We start from the raw sequence: 14,438 nt of genomic DNA on the forward strand, positions 1-14,438 counted from the left end.
ACCATCAAAACCAGATAACATGAAACTAGAAGGTAAAGTAGCTGTGGTTACTGGCGGAGCCCGTGACATTGGGCGGGCAATCTGTATCAAATTAGCCCAAGAAGGCGCCAGGGTCGTGGTTAATTATTTTGGCAGTGAAAAGGATAGTAAGGATACTGTTGCTTCCATTACTGCCGAAGGTGGAGAAGCCATTGCTGTGTATGGGGATGTAAGCAAGCAGAAAGATATTGACAACCTGCTGGCTGAAACCAAAGCAGCCTTTGGTGACCGGGTGGATATCCTGGTAAATAACGCGGGAGGTCTTTTTGCCAGAAAAACCATTGAGGAAATTGATGAGCAGTACTACAAGCTGGTCATGGATGTGAACTTCAAAGGAACTGTGTTTGTCACGAAGGCATTTAAGCCGCTCATGCTTGAAGGGGCATCTATTGTAAATGTGGCATCACAGGCAGGACGTGACGGAGGCGGCCCGGGTTCAGCAATTTATGCTGCCTCTAAAGCCGCGGTGATGACGTTGACACGCAACTGGGCTAAAGAAGTTGGTCCCCAGGGAATCCGGGTAAATGCAGTCTGTCCGGGAATGATCGCTACGAAATTTCACGATGAGTTCACCAAAGATGAGGTAAGAAAGATGGTAGCCGACAAAACCCCGCTGAAGCGCGAAGGAGAGGCAGAGGAAGTAGCGGACTTAGTGGTCTATCTGGCTAGTGAGCAGTCATCTTACATGACAGGGAATAGTGTTGATATAAACGGAGGTTTAGCATTTTCTTAGAAGTATCCGGCTTACTATCCGTTGGCAATAACCTTCTGACGCCCGGCGTTCGGCCTTCCAAGAAAAGTTTTTGAGGCTACTGCAATACTAGCGTTTAGTAACATTACAGCCAAAAAAGCTGAATGCTGGCAGATGCCAAGCAGTCAATGTGAGGATGAACTGTTACCGGAAGTATAAAATTTATAAGTGTTTTAATTAATAACTGACTAAACCAATTAATAATAATATCAGATGAAAAAAGTAGTAACCTTTGGAGAGATCATGCTTCGCTTAGCTCCTCCTGACTTTCTGCGCTTTTCTCAGACCACCTCATTTGATGTGGTGTATGGCGGAGGAGAATCAAACGTGGCCGTTTCATTAGCCAACTATGGGATTCCGGTAGACTTCGTCACCCGCCTTCCTGATAATGATATCGGAGAGTGCGCCCTTATGGAAATGAGAAAAAGAGGCGTGGGCACCGGCAATATCATCTGGGGAGGCGATCGTCTGGGCATCTATTTCCTGGAGACCGGAGCCGTATCGCGGGGTAGTAAGGTGGTCTATGACCGCGCTCATTCAGCCATCGCTGAAATAGAAAAGGGAATGATTGACTGGGAAAAGGTCTTTGACGGCGCTCAATGGTTTCACTGGACAGGGATTACTCCGGCTATTTCTCAAGGCGCGGCCGACGTTTGTCTTGAGGCGGTAAAAGCAGCGAGCGAACTTGGCATTACTATCTCTACCGACCTTAACTATCGTAAAAAGCTTTGGAAATATGGTGTGGAACCAGAAGTGATCATGACTCCGCTGGTTGAACATTGCGACATCATTCTGGGCAATGAGGAGGATGCCGAAAAGCATTTCGGTATTCATCCGCAGGGAGTGGACGTAACCCAGGGCGACTCAATTAGTGGTCAGGCTTTTGAGTCAGTCTGTAAGCAGATGATGGAAAAATTTCCGAAAGCAAAAAAAGCAATCACCACCCTGAGAGGTTCTATCAGTGCCAGTCACAACAGCTGGGCAGGTGTTTTATATGACGGTACGATCTTATTTGAGTCACCTACTTATCAGATTACTCATATTGTAGACAGAGTGGGTGGCGGAGATTCATTTATGGGTGGGTTGATCTATGGATTACTACAATATCCGGATGACGATCAAAACGCACTGAATTTTGCCGTTGCAGCTTCTTGCCTGAAGCATACCATCAAAGGTGATGCTAATCTGGTAAAGGTAGATGAAGTAGAAAAACTTATGGCAGGAGACGCTTCAGGGCGAGTATCACGCTAATGTTAGGGCGAGGGTAAGGGACTTCCCAGTTTATGTAAGTATTCATAAGCTAGACTTGCCCTCCTTCTTTCTAATTACTTCCAGTACCTTAATATCAGTTAGGACTCATTCGTAAGCGATGTAATACCCGATTTTGAGTTTCCATCGGTCAGATACTGATTTCAATTATAGTTTGTTTCTTTTCGTACCAACAGCAATAGTAATATGACAGGCACCTACGTAAAAGTTAAAACCCCTGACCTGAAAAGCTAGCGTAACCAAGCTTTCGGAAAGCACTACCAACCACCAAATGATTAGTGGGGCGTTCTCGAAATATGCTAATCAGTATTTCTAAAAAAAATAACAGAAAGTGAGAATTATATTCCTGTAAATCAGTAGGGTTGACTGAGCACCCCATGCCGTTGGCGAGATCGTTCACGTAGTAAGCAAGCTGAGAGAGGCTCCCCTACTCTTCTCCAGTTGCTAATAGAAAATCTTTAAACGCAGTTTAGCAAGCAAATAAAACATAACATTATGAAACCAGCCGTAGCAATCATATGTGGTGGTGGCCCTGCCCCGGGTATTAATACAGTCATAAGCACTGTGGCAAAAATATTTCTGAAAGATGGTTACCGGGTGTTGGGCATACAGGAAGGTTATAAGGGCTTGTTTGCCGATAAGCCTGAAATAAAAGAGTTTGACTTTGATCATGCGGACCGCATATTCAGCCGGGGTGGATCTACGCTGATCATGAGTAGGTTCAAGCCTAAAGACGAAGACTTTAATACCAGGCTCTTTTCCCGAGAGAATATAAACCTACTGGTGACCATCGGGGGGGATGATACAGCCTCAACCGCTAACCGAGTCACCAAGTTTCTGGCCAGCAAGCATATTATTATTTCCAATATCCATGTTCCTAAAACTATCGACAACGACTTACCCCTGCCAGATCGCAATCCTACGTTTGGGTTCCACTCGGCCAAAGACGAAGGCGTACGCATCGGTAATACCATCTACGAGGATGCACGCACCAGCCGTAACTGGTTTGTCGTTACCACGATGGGCCGATCTGCCGGTCATCTGGCATTTGGTATCGCTACCGGCTGCCACTTTCCCATGATGATCATTCCTGAGATGTTCAACAAAACCACACCAACACTGAGTAAAATCATCAACCTCATTATCTCTTCTATTGTCAAGCGCAAGCTATTAGGCATTGAGTACGGGGTGGCATTGGTAAGCGAAGGGGTATTTCATATCCTTGAGGATAAGGAGCTGCGAAAGTCGGGCGTTGAGTTTACGTACGATGCTCACGGACATCCGGAACTAGGCAACGTCAGCAAGTCACACATCTTCAATATACTGTTGCAGAAAGAATTGAAGCGGCTAGGCATACAGCTAAAAAGCCGTCCGGTAGAACTTGGCTATGAGCTCCGCTGCTGTCGTCCTATAGGGTTTGACCTTACGCTCTGTACCCTGCTCGGAATAGGGGTCAAAAAACTTTACGACGAAGGAACAAGCGGTTGCATCGTAAGCGCCAATTCACGCGGTGAAATTACCCCGCTTTATCTATCTGAATTTGAAAATGAAGATGGCAAAATACCACCCCGCCTGGTAGATACAGAGTCTGAGATAGCAAAGCTTTGTTTTCAGAACATGCACTATATCTTGGAAAAAGATTATGAAAGTGCATCTACCATGCTTTCTGAGCCAAGTGTTTACAACTTCAATAAAATACTGAATTGGAAATGAAAAGGATAGTCACCTTTGGAGAAGTAATGATGCGCTTGTCACCTCCCGCATATGCTAAGTTTTCACAAGCTACCAGCCTTGACCTTGCCTACGGAGGCGGAGAAGCAAACGTAGCCATTTCATTAGCCTACATGGGTATGGATGCGGTACATGTTACCCGTTTTCCCGATAACCTGATTGGAAAGTCTGCTACTCAGTTTTTGAGACACCACTGGGTAGATACTTCCAGTATCCTTTACGGAGGTGATTTAATGGGTAAGTACTTTCTGGAGAAGGGCGCTGTACACCGTTCCAGCAAAGTGGTTTATGAAAGAGAGAAATCTTCGTTTGCACAAGTAGAGCCAGCGATGTTCAACTGGAATACCATATTTCAGGATGCTGACTGGTTTCACTGGACAGGTATTACCCCCGCCATTTCGGTAGGAGCAGCCGAATGCTGCAAAGAAGCTATACAGTTTGCCAGAAGCAAAGGTATTATAGTATCGGCTGATATTAATTCTCGGAAAAACCTGTGGAACTATGGTAAAAAACAACAGGATGTCATGCCTGAATTGATCGCCGGATGTGATGTGGTCATAGCGGGCAGTCGGGATATCCGGGAGATTTTTGGGTTTGATGTAGAGGGGAACAAAGAAGAAGAGTTTATCAACGCTGCCATTCAGCTGTCAGAAGCCTGTGAGGGAGTGAAGAAAGTTTTTGATAAAGAACGAGAGATGCTTAGCGCCTCCCACAACCGAATACAAGGCAAAGTGTGGAATGGAAAGCGCTTTATCAAGGCCAAAAAGCTGGACGTTACGCACATCGTCGACCGGGTAGGAACTGGTGATGCTTATGCTGCGGGCGTCATTTATGGACTGCTGCACTACCAAAAGGATGAAGAAGCTCTTTCGTTTGCCACGGCTGCTTGCGCGCTGAAGCATACGGTGGAGGGGGATGCGAATATCATTGCTCTCGAAGATGTACAGGAGTTAATGCATGGAAATACAAGCGGAAAAATTAAACGATAACCTTAAATAATTCATGGCACAATTTACAAGAATAGAGGTCGCACTAACAATGAAAGAAACAGGGATAGTGCCTGTTTTCTACCACAGCGATTTGGAAGTATGCAAGCAGGTAGCTAAGGCTTGCTACGAAGGCGGCGTGAGGGTTTTTGAATTTACCAACCGGGGTGATTTTGCGCACGAAGTTTTTCGTGAACTAAATCGATACGTGTCTGACGCGCTCCCGGAAATGATCATGGGAGTAGGCTCAGTAGTAGATGGTGGCACCACCTCACTTTACTTGCAGCTAGGAGCAAACTTTATCGTATCGCCTATACTAAACCCTGAAATGGCGAAGGTTTGCAATCGAAGAAAAGTGGCCTGGTCACCAGGGTGCGGCTCTTTGAGTGAGATTTCTTATGCCGAAGAACTGGGGGCCGAGGTAGTTAAGATATTTCCCGGTTCACAGGTCGGAGGACCCAGTTTTATCAAAGCCGTAAAGGGACCTTTTCCCTGGACCAGTATAATGCCTACCGGCGGTGTAACTCCTGCTGAAGAAAACCTGAAAGCCTGGTTCGAAGCGGGAGCACATTGTGTAGGCATGGGATCGCAACTTATCACCAAAGAAATTCTGGCTGAAAACAAATACTCAGCGCTTGCTGAAAAAGTTTCCGAAGCCATTGCGATTGCAAAAAAATATAAAACCTGATGATACCCTGTGCTACAACTCTGATTACCAAGCATTTATTTGGTTTATGATGTTAGTACTTCCAGCGATTTTTCATATTGATACTTTTTAAATTCTCTATCTCGTAAACTGTTGAATTAAAGCTGCATTTGTTTGGATGGTAAATTTTAAATCACGATATTGGTTTACCAATTAATTGGATCACCAATATCTGGTAAACCAATTGAAAGCTTAGCTTATGGACAATTTGACGACCGTAAAGATTGAGAAGCCCTCTGACAAAATTATAGAACAGATACGGGCGTTGATCCACTCCGGTCAGTTAAAGTCAGGCACTAAGCTCCCTTCTGAACGGAAGCTGTCGGAAAAATTTGGATTAGGCCGAGGACATGTTCGGGAAGCTATCCAGAAACTGGAATTTTACGGCGTCTTAAAAACTTTGCCCCAAAGCGGGACCATTGTAGCCGGACTGGGAGTACATGCATTGGTAGGGCTGATTAATAATATACTGGAGCTGCATCAGGACGATTTTCACTCCCTTATAGAGGCACGAATCGTACTTGAGGTAGAGTCCGCCGGAATGGCGGCAAAAAAAGCGACCAAGCACGACATCCGGGCGATTGAAAATACACTGGGGGCGTTCAAAAAAAAGGTGGAAACGGGTAAGCCTGGTGTAGAGGAAGATCATATGTTTCACTTAGCTGTTGCCGAAGCTGCTAAGAATACAATTCTAAAGTCCCTGCTCTTACTCCTCATTTCTAATATAATCAGATATACGCAGGCCTATAACATCTACCGGGATCAGCGTTTTGCCCAGGCCTATCAGGAACACAAAACTATTTTTCATCAGATACAAAATAAAAACAGCGTAAGAGCTGGTGAAGAGATGAGGCAACACCTCATACAGGTATTTGATTACATTCCTCACAAAGGGGAAAATGGTAAAAGCAATTTTTAATATTTAACTTATCACTATGAAAGCAACAACAAACGACTCGAGTTAAGCCTAGCTGCTAAGCTTAAAAAGATACTGTATTGGCTCGGAGCTAAACTAATCTCAGATTGTCATCAGAAGTTTCTTCAAAGGACCTTCTGAAGGTGTCATTTTTTTACGATCTGTAGAGACTGTATTCTATCAAAAACATATCAACTTTTTTAGCGCCTGCCATTCAGAAACAAAGTATTACAACATCCTAAACTATATTAAAATGAACGGAAATGTACCAAAAAGGAGCAAATCTCTGTGGATAACAGCTATCCTGATTTTGTTCAGTTGGGCAGTATTGTATGCTCAAGAAACGCAAAGAACTGTCTCAGGGACAGTAACTGATGCAGATAATAATGAACCTTTGCCAGGCGTAAATGTGCTGGTTAAAGGGACCACCACCGGAACCATAACTGACATAGACGGCAACTACCAATTACAGGTGGGCGATGCAGCGACCTTGGTATTTTCTTCGGTTGGTTATATGTCTGAAGAAGTGAGTATCAGTGGCCAGTCTACGATCAACCTGTCCATGACGCCCGATATTCAATCACTGTCCGAAGTGGTGGTGGTCGGTTATGGGGAAAAGAAAAAATCGCATTCCATTGGGGCGGTAGCCAGCGTGGATGGTGCTGAAATTGACAAAATCCCTACTGCTACCGCTGATCAGGCACTCCTGGGAAAGTTGGCCGGTGTGAATATCAAGACTAACAGTGGCAACTCAGGAGAGCCTGCCCGAATTCAAATTAGAGGGCTGTCTTCCATTTCCGCATCAAATTCTCCACTTATTGTCGTAGACGGCTATCCCATTCAGGGAGATCTTTCCAGCATCAATATGCAGGATGTGGAATCCATCAACGTCCTGAAAGATGCGGCCTCAGCATCCATTTACGGATCCAGGGCGGGCTCAGGTGTTATTTTGGTGACTACCAAAAAGGGCCAGGCGGGCAAGGTAGTGATGGAGTATAACTTTTACGGAGGTATCAAAAACGGTATTCGAGACAATCTGAGTAAGAACCCTTTGTCCGATAACCTCGATAAATTTCCTTCACTCGCCCAATGGAAGGCTTATGTCACTGCACAGGGGGGGAGCGATTTCGACGAGATCAACCTGGCCGAAAGCTTCGGCACACACACTGACTGGTACGATGAAGTATACAAAACCGGGTCAATCATGAATCACCAGCTTAGCGCCAGAGGAGGCACCGAAAATGTTAAGTACTTTTTCTCAGGAAACTATGTAGATGATAAAGGCATTGTTTTGACCAACGAATATTCTAAGTATAGCTTCCGAGCCAATGTGGATGTGAAGGCCAATGACTGGCTGGAATTTGGCTTAAACTTAAACCCTACTTATAGCACGCGCCGTGACCCGGCAGTGGAAAATCATTCTCTGTTTAGGACAGCTCCCTGGGTACCACTTCGCCATAATGCGGCCACTGCCGCCATTACCGGAAAAGAAATTGGCTCCTTTGCCAATGAAAACGACTTTGACATCGGGAGGAACCCTGACTACACCGGAATCAGGCTCAGAGTGCAAAGTGATTATAACCCAACCGTCTTGCTGAACGACCATTACCTTACTAAAAACAGATTGGAGGGCTTTGCCAACACCTATCTGAAATTTAAAATTGCAGAAAGCCTGTCGTTCAAAACGAGTTTTGGCGGCTATCTCAATCAATTGGAAGACCAGCGATTTCAGGCCTCAACCACGAGCAGAACAGGTATCGAGTCCACATTTGCACACTATCAAACTGCGAAAGTCGCCGATTGGTTAAATGAAAATGTTCTGTCTTTTAACAAATCCATTGGCAGCCATACATTGAATGCAATTGCCGGTTTGTCCACCCAGGTTACGAATATTACCCTTTCGGGTGTTGAAGCCAGATACTTTGTCATTGACTATATCCAAACAGTGAATGGAGGTCAGCTTTCAGGAGGGCTCGGTTCTACGAGAAGCAAAAGCGCACTGAACTCTATGTTTTTTCGCTTAGACTATGATATGAGCGATAAATACCTCGTTTCAATTAGTTCACGATGGGATGGTAGTTCCAGATTTGGAGCAAATAATCAATACGGATACTTTCCTTCGGCATCAGTGGGTTGGAGAATCTCCGAAGAGGGCTTCCTAAGTAATTCCTCTTTTATCGATAACCTCAAACTCAGGGCAAGTATTGGTACTACCGGAAACAATACTATCGGTGATTTCAGCCATATCGGCCTTCTGGGGATCAACAACAGCATCCTCGGAGGTAATATAGCTACCGGATTTGCTCCAAGTAACATTTCTAATCCGAACCTCGGCTGGGAAAAAACGCGTGAACTCAATTTTGGTCTGGACCTGGGGGTAATAGACAGCAGAGTGCAGCTACAATTTGACTTTTTCAAGACCTCTACCGAAGACCTTTTGCTGGAGGTGCCGCTGTCCATGGTTACCGGATATGAGTTTTTCTTAGACAATCAGGGTAAAGTGGAAAACACGGGCTATGAACTCAACCTTACCACCATCAATACCACCGGTGCTTTATCCTGGTCAAGCAATATTAACTTGTCTCATTATCAAAATGAGCTGGTTGACTTTGGGGGCACAGAAAGACTTATCAACGTGCCGGATCCCAAACGTCCCAATGAATTCCTGGCTGAGGTAGGCAGTCCTTTGGTGCAGTACTACGGCTATGTTTCCGATGGCGAAATTCCGTATAGCGCCCATAATACTACCTGGCCAGTGAACGGAAGCACCGATTTTGTCTTTGCCAAAGATCTAAATGATGATGGTGTGATTGATGAAAATGATAAAACCGTGCTGGGTAGCCCCTACCCTGATCTGACCTGGGGCTTTACCAATACCCTACAGTACAGGGGACTGGATTTAAGCGTTACCCTGCAGGGCTCTCATGGTGCCGAGATATTTAACATTGATTCGTACTACGAAAATTCCCAATATGTCAATGAAGACATCAGTGGGTTTGAGCTTACAGACGCTGACAAAAGCCGCTTGGTAGTCAGATCTCAATCTGATTTCAATGTGATGGATGCCTCGTATTTTAGTGTAAGGAACTTAACATTGGGGTATAACCTTCCCCTCAGTTTTTCTGAGCGACTGGGCCTATCGGATTTAAGAGTGTATTTCACCGGAACCAATCTGTTGTTTATTACTGCAGATGATTATACTGGATTTAATCCGGAAGCCACGACTGAGGCAACCACATTTTCAGGAACCTTTACGAATAACCCATTGGTAACCGGTTATCAGAGAGGAGCGCATCCGGTTCAGCGTGCCCTGGCTATAGGAATCAATGTAAAGTTCTAAAAAGATAGTTAACGATGAGAAATTCATATAAAAATACCGTACTAATTTGGGGATCTATCATCCTGATGATCGTAGCCCCAGGCTGTAGCGATTTAGATATTCTTCCTGAGTCTCAAGTGCCCAGCGATGGCTTTTACACTACTGAAGCGGAGATAGGAACCATTGTCGCAGGGATGTATGATGGGCTGCAACGCGTCTATTCAAGAACTGCCGGGCAACCCGGAGGATTATGGAGTTTAACGGATCTGCGCAGCGATGACATGGGTATAATACTATCCGAAGGCGAGTGGGGCAGGATGGAAAACCTGGGAATACTGCCATCCAGTGATGTTACCCTAGACTTCTGGAATAGTTCATATGTAACAATTACGAGAGCCAACAATTTGTTGGCAAACCTTGAAGTCGTAACGGATGCGGAATTGAAAGACCAGTTCGAAGGAGAAGGGAAGTTCGTCAGAGCGTTGACGTATTTTAACCTGGTAAGATTATTTGGGGAGGTTCCGTTAACGACTACGGCAACTACCTCCACCGATGACCTTCCCGAACTTTCACGGCAATCCATTGATGCAGTGTATGTCCAGATTGAAAATGACCTCAGCGATGCGGTTAACCTGCTGCCGTCAACTAATGAGGTAGGAAGAGCCACGGCGGGAGCCGCCAAGGGACTGCTGGCCAAGGTATATCTTAACCGGGGTGAACGGACATCAGCGAAAACACTCTTGGAAGACCTTATGGACGATGGATATGCACTTGAACCCACTGTAGCTGATGTATTCTCCATTGACAATGAGAGCAATAACGAGATTTTGTTTTCGGTAGGTTACAAGGCAGCATCCAATGGAGAAGGCAATAATTTTGCCTATGATTTCAAAGTCAACTCTATTGGCTTTGTTCCAACCCAGGAGCATATGGACCTATCTCCTGCCGGAGCCCGTTATGATGCTACCCTGGCCGTAGTTGGGGTTGAAAATAGAACGATTAAATATGATCCTTCAAATGCGGGTCAGGAAGACGGCGAGAACGATTGGATTGTGCTGCGGTTCGCTGATATCATTTTAATGTACGCTGAGATATTAAACATTGAAAATGGCTCGGCAAATATGCAACCGGCTATTGACCAGCTAAACAGAGTGCATGCCAGAGAAGATCTGGAGCCTTATACAGTTGAGGATTTCGCTGATGCAGATGCTTTGGCTGAGGCTATCCGAGATGAAAGGCGTTTTGAACTCGCGTTTGAAGGGCATCGGTGGTTTGATTTACAGCGTTATGGTGCAGAAGGCATACAAATTCTATCCGATCATTTGGGCCTCCAGGTATCGGCAGATGATATGTTACTGCCCATTCCCCAACGGGAGATTGATGTTAGCCAGGGAGCCATCACGCAGAACTCAGGTTACTAAAGCATTTTTGAGTAGCTAGAGCGGAAAACAGTACCCTTTGATAGTATGTCAAGGGTACTGTTGTATGTTTCTTTATTACCTAATTTCAAATGAAATAATTTATGGCATATAATGGGGGTAACTGATAAGTTCCGACTAGATGGTAAGCTGGCTTTGGTGACCGGCTGCAAAAGGGGAATTGGAAAAGCAATGGCCACCGCCCTTGCAGAGGCAGGTGCCGATATTATTGGCGTAAGTACCTCACTGGAAAAAAGGGGGAGTGACATTGAAAAAGCCGTCACGGAGCTGGGGCGGAAGTTTAAGGCTTATACTTGCGATTTTAGTGACCGTAGATCTTTGTATGCTTTCATTAAAGAAGTAAAAGAGGACTTTCAGACCATTGATATCCTGGTGAATAATGCGGGAACCATAAAACGGGCTCCTGCCGCCGAACACAGCGATGAGCTGTGGGATCAGGTGATTGAAGTCAATCAAAGCGCTCAATTTATCCTCACCAGAGAAATAGGCAAAGATATGGTGGCAAGAGGCAGTGGAAAAATAGTATTTACCGCCTCTCTACTAACCTTCCGTGGTATCACCGTACCGGGATATGCCGCAAGCAAGGGCGCCATTGGCCAGATGACCATGGCTTTCGCCAACGAATGGGCAGCCAGAGGGGTGAACGTAAACGCCATAGCCCCGGGCTATATAAGCACGGATAATACCGAAGCTTTGAGAAAGGATCCCGCTCGTGCTGATGCAATCCTTTCCAGAATCCCCGCCGGACGTTGGGGAAAGCCCGAAGATTTTGCCGGTCCGATTGTATTTCTGTGTTCGGATGCTTCCAGCTATATGCATGGTAGCATTCTACTGGTAGACGGAGGCTGGATGGGCCGTTGACCCCGGAGTGTCATCCCGACCTTAGCCACTCGATAAAAGCTACGCTGGCGTAGCATGTATTATGGCTAAATTTTGTAAAATTATAACTGAAATGAAAAACAACCTACTACTCACTATCACAATTCTGCTACTACTATTTTCCTGTAACAAAAAGTCAAATACGGAAAGCATCTATGTAAAGAACACTCAAGAACTGAATCAGGCCATTAGCCAGGCAACTGCCGGTGATGAAATCGTACTGGCCAATGGAGTCTGGCAGAACGTCCAGCTCAAATTTTTTGGTAGGGGCACTAAGAAAAAACCCATCACCCTTCGCGCCGAAACGCTGGGAGAGGTCTATATAGAAGGACAGTCATATCTGCATTTAGGAGGAGAAAATCTGGTGGTTAGTGGCTTGTACTTCCGAAATGGCTATACCCCCTCCAATGGAATTATACGATATAAGATAGGGGCAGACAGTGTTGCCAATCATTGCCGGGTGACCAGTTGCGTCATTGAAAATTTTACACAACCGAACAGATCGGTTAATGACCAATGGATTGAGTTCTATGGCAGGCATAATCAGATGGATCACTGTTACATCGCCGGAAAATCAAACGATGGCACCACCCTGATGGTGTATCATGATGGTAATGAGAATACCAACAATCACCATCAAATAGTCAACAATTATTTTGGTCCGCGTCCCCCAAAAGGCGGACCCAGGGCGGAAACAATACGGCTTGGAGGGAGCGAAACACAAATGACACCCGGGCGGGTAAATATTTCAAATAACTATTTTGAAGCTTGCAACGGGGAGGTTGAAATCATTTCAGATAAAACGAATTACAATTCTTATAAGCACAATATCTTCTATAAGTGTGAAGGCTCCCTGGTACTAAGACATGGTAATTATGCCACCGTTGATGGTAATATTTTCATTGGTGGAGATGAATCCGATTTCTACGGCGGCATCAGGCTGGTGAACACCGGCCACTGGATTACCAATAATTATTTCTACAAAATAAAGGGAGCAGAATTCAGGAGCCCCCTTGCCATCATGAACGGAATTCCAATGACTCCCTTAAACAGATATAAACAAGTGACCGATGCGGTTATCGCCTACAATAGCTGGGTGGACTGTAAATCACCCTGGCAGATAGGCATTGGACAGAACAGGGAAAGTGTGAATGTGCTGCCTGCAAGTGAGATCCGCTCAGCCCCTCCTATCCGGACTACCATGGCCAACAACCTGATTTATAATACAAAAGCAGATGAAGCTCCGCTGGTCAATCATGATGATATGGATGGCATACTGTTTAAGAATAATATCATTGACAATAATGGCAGTGAATATACAGCGTTTGACGTGCTCCAAAACAAACGGATAAGAATGAAGCAGGTCAATGAATGGTTGTATGTTCCCGAAGACGTACAAAATGAATTCCTGAACGAGGTGTACGAAGGCTATGACTTCGGTAGAATACAACAGGACCTCTTTGGTGCATCAAGAGCGGAAAAAAGCAGGGTTGGCGCCATCAAGCAGCTGGCAGCCGCTGAAGCATTCCGCATCGACAAGAAACAGTACGGACCGCAATGGTTCTCTCCTGACAAAGCTGTCAATGGGCCCAATGTTCTTACCGCTTCATCGGCAGAGGGCGAACTGGCCAACATCATTGCTCAGGCCCATCCCGGAGATATAATTGAGCTGAGCGATGAGCTGTATACTATTGACTCTCCCCTCAAAATTGACAAGGAAATTAGCATCCGCGCTGCGGGAGAAAACAAAGTACAGCTGGTATTCAAGGGTGAGGAAAATACACCCGCATTTGAAATGCATCCTAAAGGTCAGCTAACCTTAAGCTCGGTTAAGCTAAGTGGAAATGGCAAGAATTACGCTTTTGCCAGCCTGAAAGATAACATGTCCAGCCTTTACAATTTAAGCGTGAAGAATTCTGAAATATCGGACTTTGATTATGTGCTCAAAGCTTACAAATACTCATTTTCCGAGTACATCAGTTTTAAGTCTACTGTGATCAAAAACTGCCACAACGGACTGGAGCTCTCCGCTGAAGATGATGATCAAGGCGAGTACAACGCTGAAAACATGTATATTGTAGACTGTGAATTTGAGAAGGTCGGCCAGAATGTTATCGACTACTACCGTGGGGGCTATGATGAATCTACTGTCGGCGGGAAGCTGGTGATCAAGGGGAGCACTTTCACCAGGAGCGGCGGCCAGGAGAAAAGTGGTGTATTGATCAACACCTATGGTATTATCAATGTGGATATATCAAACAACACCTTTATTGACAACCCTGTAGAACTCGTAGCTCGTTTGTGGGGCGCTAAGAACAATACTGCAGTTGACAATACCATTGAAAATTCTGGTAGAATAATAAGCGAGCATAATCTGCCATTGAAATTAATTTACTAAAAAAT

10 protein-coding genes are annotated in these 14,438 nt (G+C 45.1%); all 10 read left to right on the top strand.

From position 1 onward, the window contains the following. Positions 1 to 19 precede the first annotated feature (19 nt). Positions 20 to 772, top strand: coding sequence for an SDR family NAD(P)-dependent oxidoreductase (locus OKW21_RS21930; protein WP_277483482.1), 753 nt, complete (start codon positions 20 to 22; stop codon positions 770 to 772). Between the two features lie 231 nt (positions 773 to 1,003). Further along, entirely contained in the window at positions 1,004 to 2,041 is a 1,038-nt protein-coding gene (locus OKW21_RS21935; RefSeq protein WP_277483484.1) for a sugar kinase, read from the top strand. A 513-nt stretch (positions 2,042 to 2,554) separates the two neighbouring features. Next, a complete protein-coding gene (locus OKW21_RS21940) occupies positions 2,555 to 3,772 on the top strand; it encodes a 6-phosphofructokinase (RefSeq protein WP_277483486.1) in 1,218 nt (405 codons plus the stop codon). After that, positions 3,769 to 4,779 (top strand): sugar kinase, encoded by a 1,011-nt coding sequence (locus tag OKW21_RS21945; protein WP_277483488.1) that lies wholly within the window; start codon positions 3,769 to 3,771, stop codon positions 4,777 to 4,779. Before OKW21_RS21940 ends, OKW21_RS21945 begins: the two co-directional genes overlap by 4 nt. A 13-nt stretch (positions 4,780 to 4,792) precedes the next feature. Then, positions 4,793 to 5,464 carry a bifunctional 4-hydroxy-2-oxoglutarate aldolase/2-dehydro-3-deoxy-phosphogluconate aldolase gene (locus OKW21_RS21950; RefSeq protein WP_277483490.1) on the top strand — a complete coding sequence of 224 codons (672 nt, stop codon included), beginning with the start codon at positions 4,793 to 4,795 and terminating at the stop codon, positions 5,462 to 5,464. 217 nt (positions 5,465 to 5,681) lie between these two features. Further along, positions 5,682 to 6,401, top strand: coding sequence for a FadR/GntR family transcriptional regulator (locus tag OKW21_RS21955; RefSeq protein WP_277483492.1), 720 nt, complete (start codon positions 5,682 to 5,684; stop codon positions 6,399 to 6,401). Between the two features lie 250 nt (positions 6,402 to 6,651). Beyond that, entirely contained in the window at positions 6,652 to 9,738 is a 3,087-nt protein-coding gene (locus tag OKW21_RS21960) for a SusC/RagA family TonB-linked outer membrane protein (RefSeq protein ID WP_277483494.1), read from the top strand. Positions 9,739 to 9,752: 14 nt separating this feature from the next. After that, entirely contained in the window at positions 9,753 to 11,138 is a 1,386-nt protein-coding gene (locus tag OKW21_RS21965) for a RagB/SusD family nutrient uptake outer membrane protein (protein WP_277483496.1), read from the top strand. A gap of 111 nt (positions 11,139 to 11,249) precedes the next feature. Then, positions 11,250 to 12,017 (top strand): SDR family oxidoreductase, encoded by a 768-nt coding sequence (locus OKW21_RS21970; RefSeq protein WP_277483501.1) that lies wholly within the window; start codon positions 11,250 to 11,252, stop codon positions 12,015 to 12,017. A gap of 91 nt (positions 12,018 to 12,108) precedes the next feature. Continuing rightward, positions 12,109 to 14,433: a chondroitinase-B domain-containing protein gene (locus tag OKW21_RS21975; RefSeq protein WP_277483503.1), complete on the top strand. Its 2,325-nt coding sequence runs from the start codon at positions 12,109 to 12,111 to the stop codon at positions 14,431 to 14,433. Positions 14,434 to 14,438 lie beyond the last annotated feature (5 nt).

The organism is Catalinimonas alkaloidigena (assembly GCF_029504655.1).
Classification (GTDB): domain Bacteria; phylum Bacteroidota; class Bacteroidia; order Cytophagales; family Cyclobacteriaceae; genus Catalinimonas; species Catalinimonas alkaloidigena.

Bases quoted from the DNA above. Each gene is read 5' to 3' on its own strand.
- OKW21_RS21970 (WP_277483501.1), top strand. From the start codon at position 11,250: ATGGGGGTAACTGATAAGTTCCGACTAGATGGTAAGCTGGCTTTGGTG.
- OKW21_RS21940 (WP_277483486.1), top strand. From the start codon at position 2,555: ATGAAACCAGCCGTAGCAATCATATGTGGTGGTGGCCCTGCCCCGGGT.
- OKW21_RS21975 (WP_277483503.1), top strand. From the start codon at position 12,109: ATGAAAAACAACCTACTACTCACTATCACAATTCTGCTACTACTATTT.
- OKW21_RS21960 (WP_277483494.1), top strand. From the start codon at position 6,652: ATGAACGGAAATGTACCAAAAAGGAGCAAATCTCTGTGGATAACAGCT.
- OKW21_RS21945 (WP_277483488.1), top strand. From the start codon at position 3,769: ATGAAAAGGATAGTCACCTTTGGAGAAGTAATGATGCGCTTGTCACCT.
- OKW21_RS21965 (WP_277483496.1), top strand. From the start codon at position 9,753: ATGAGAAATTCATATAAAAATACCGTACTAATTTGGGGATCTATCATC.
- OKW21_RS21955 (WP_277483492.1), top strand. From the start codon at position 5,682: ATGGACAATTTGACGACCGTAAAGATTGAGAAGCCCTCTGACAAAATT.
- OKW21_RS21950 (WP_277483490.1), top strand. From the start codon at position 4,793: ATGGCACAATTTACAAGAATAGAGGTCGCACTAACAATGAAAGAAACA.
- OKW21_RS21935 (WP_277483484.1), top strand. From the start codon at position 1,004: ATGAAAAAAGTAGTAACCTTTGGAGAGATCATGCTTCGCTTAGCTCCT.
- OKW21_RS21930 (WP_277483482.1), top strand. From the start codon at position 20: ATGAAACTAGAAGGTAAAGTAGCTGTGGTTACTGGCGGAGCCCGTGAC.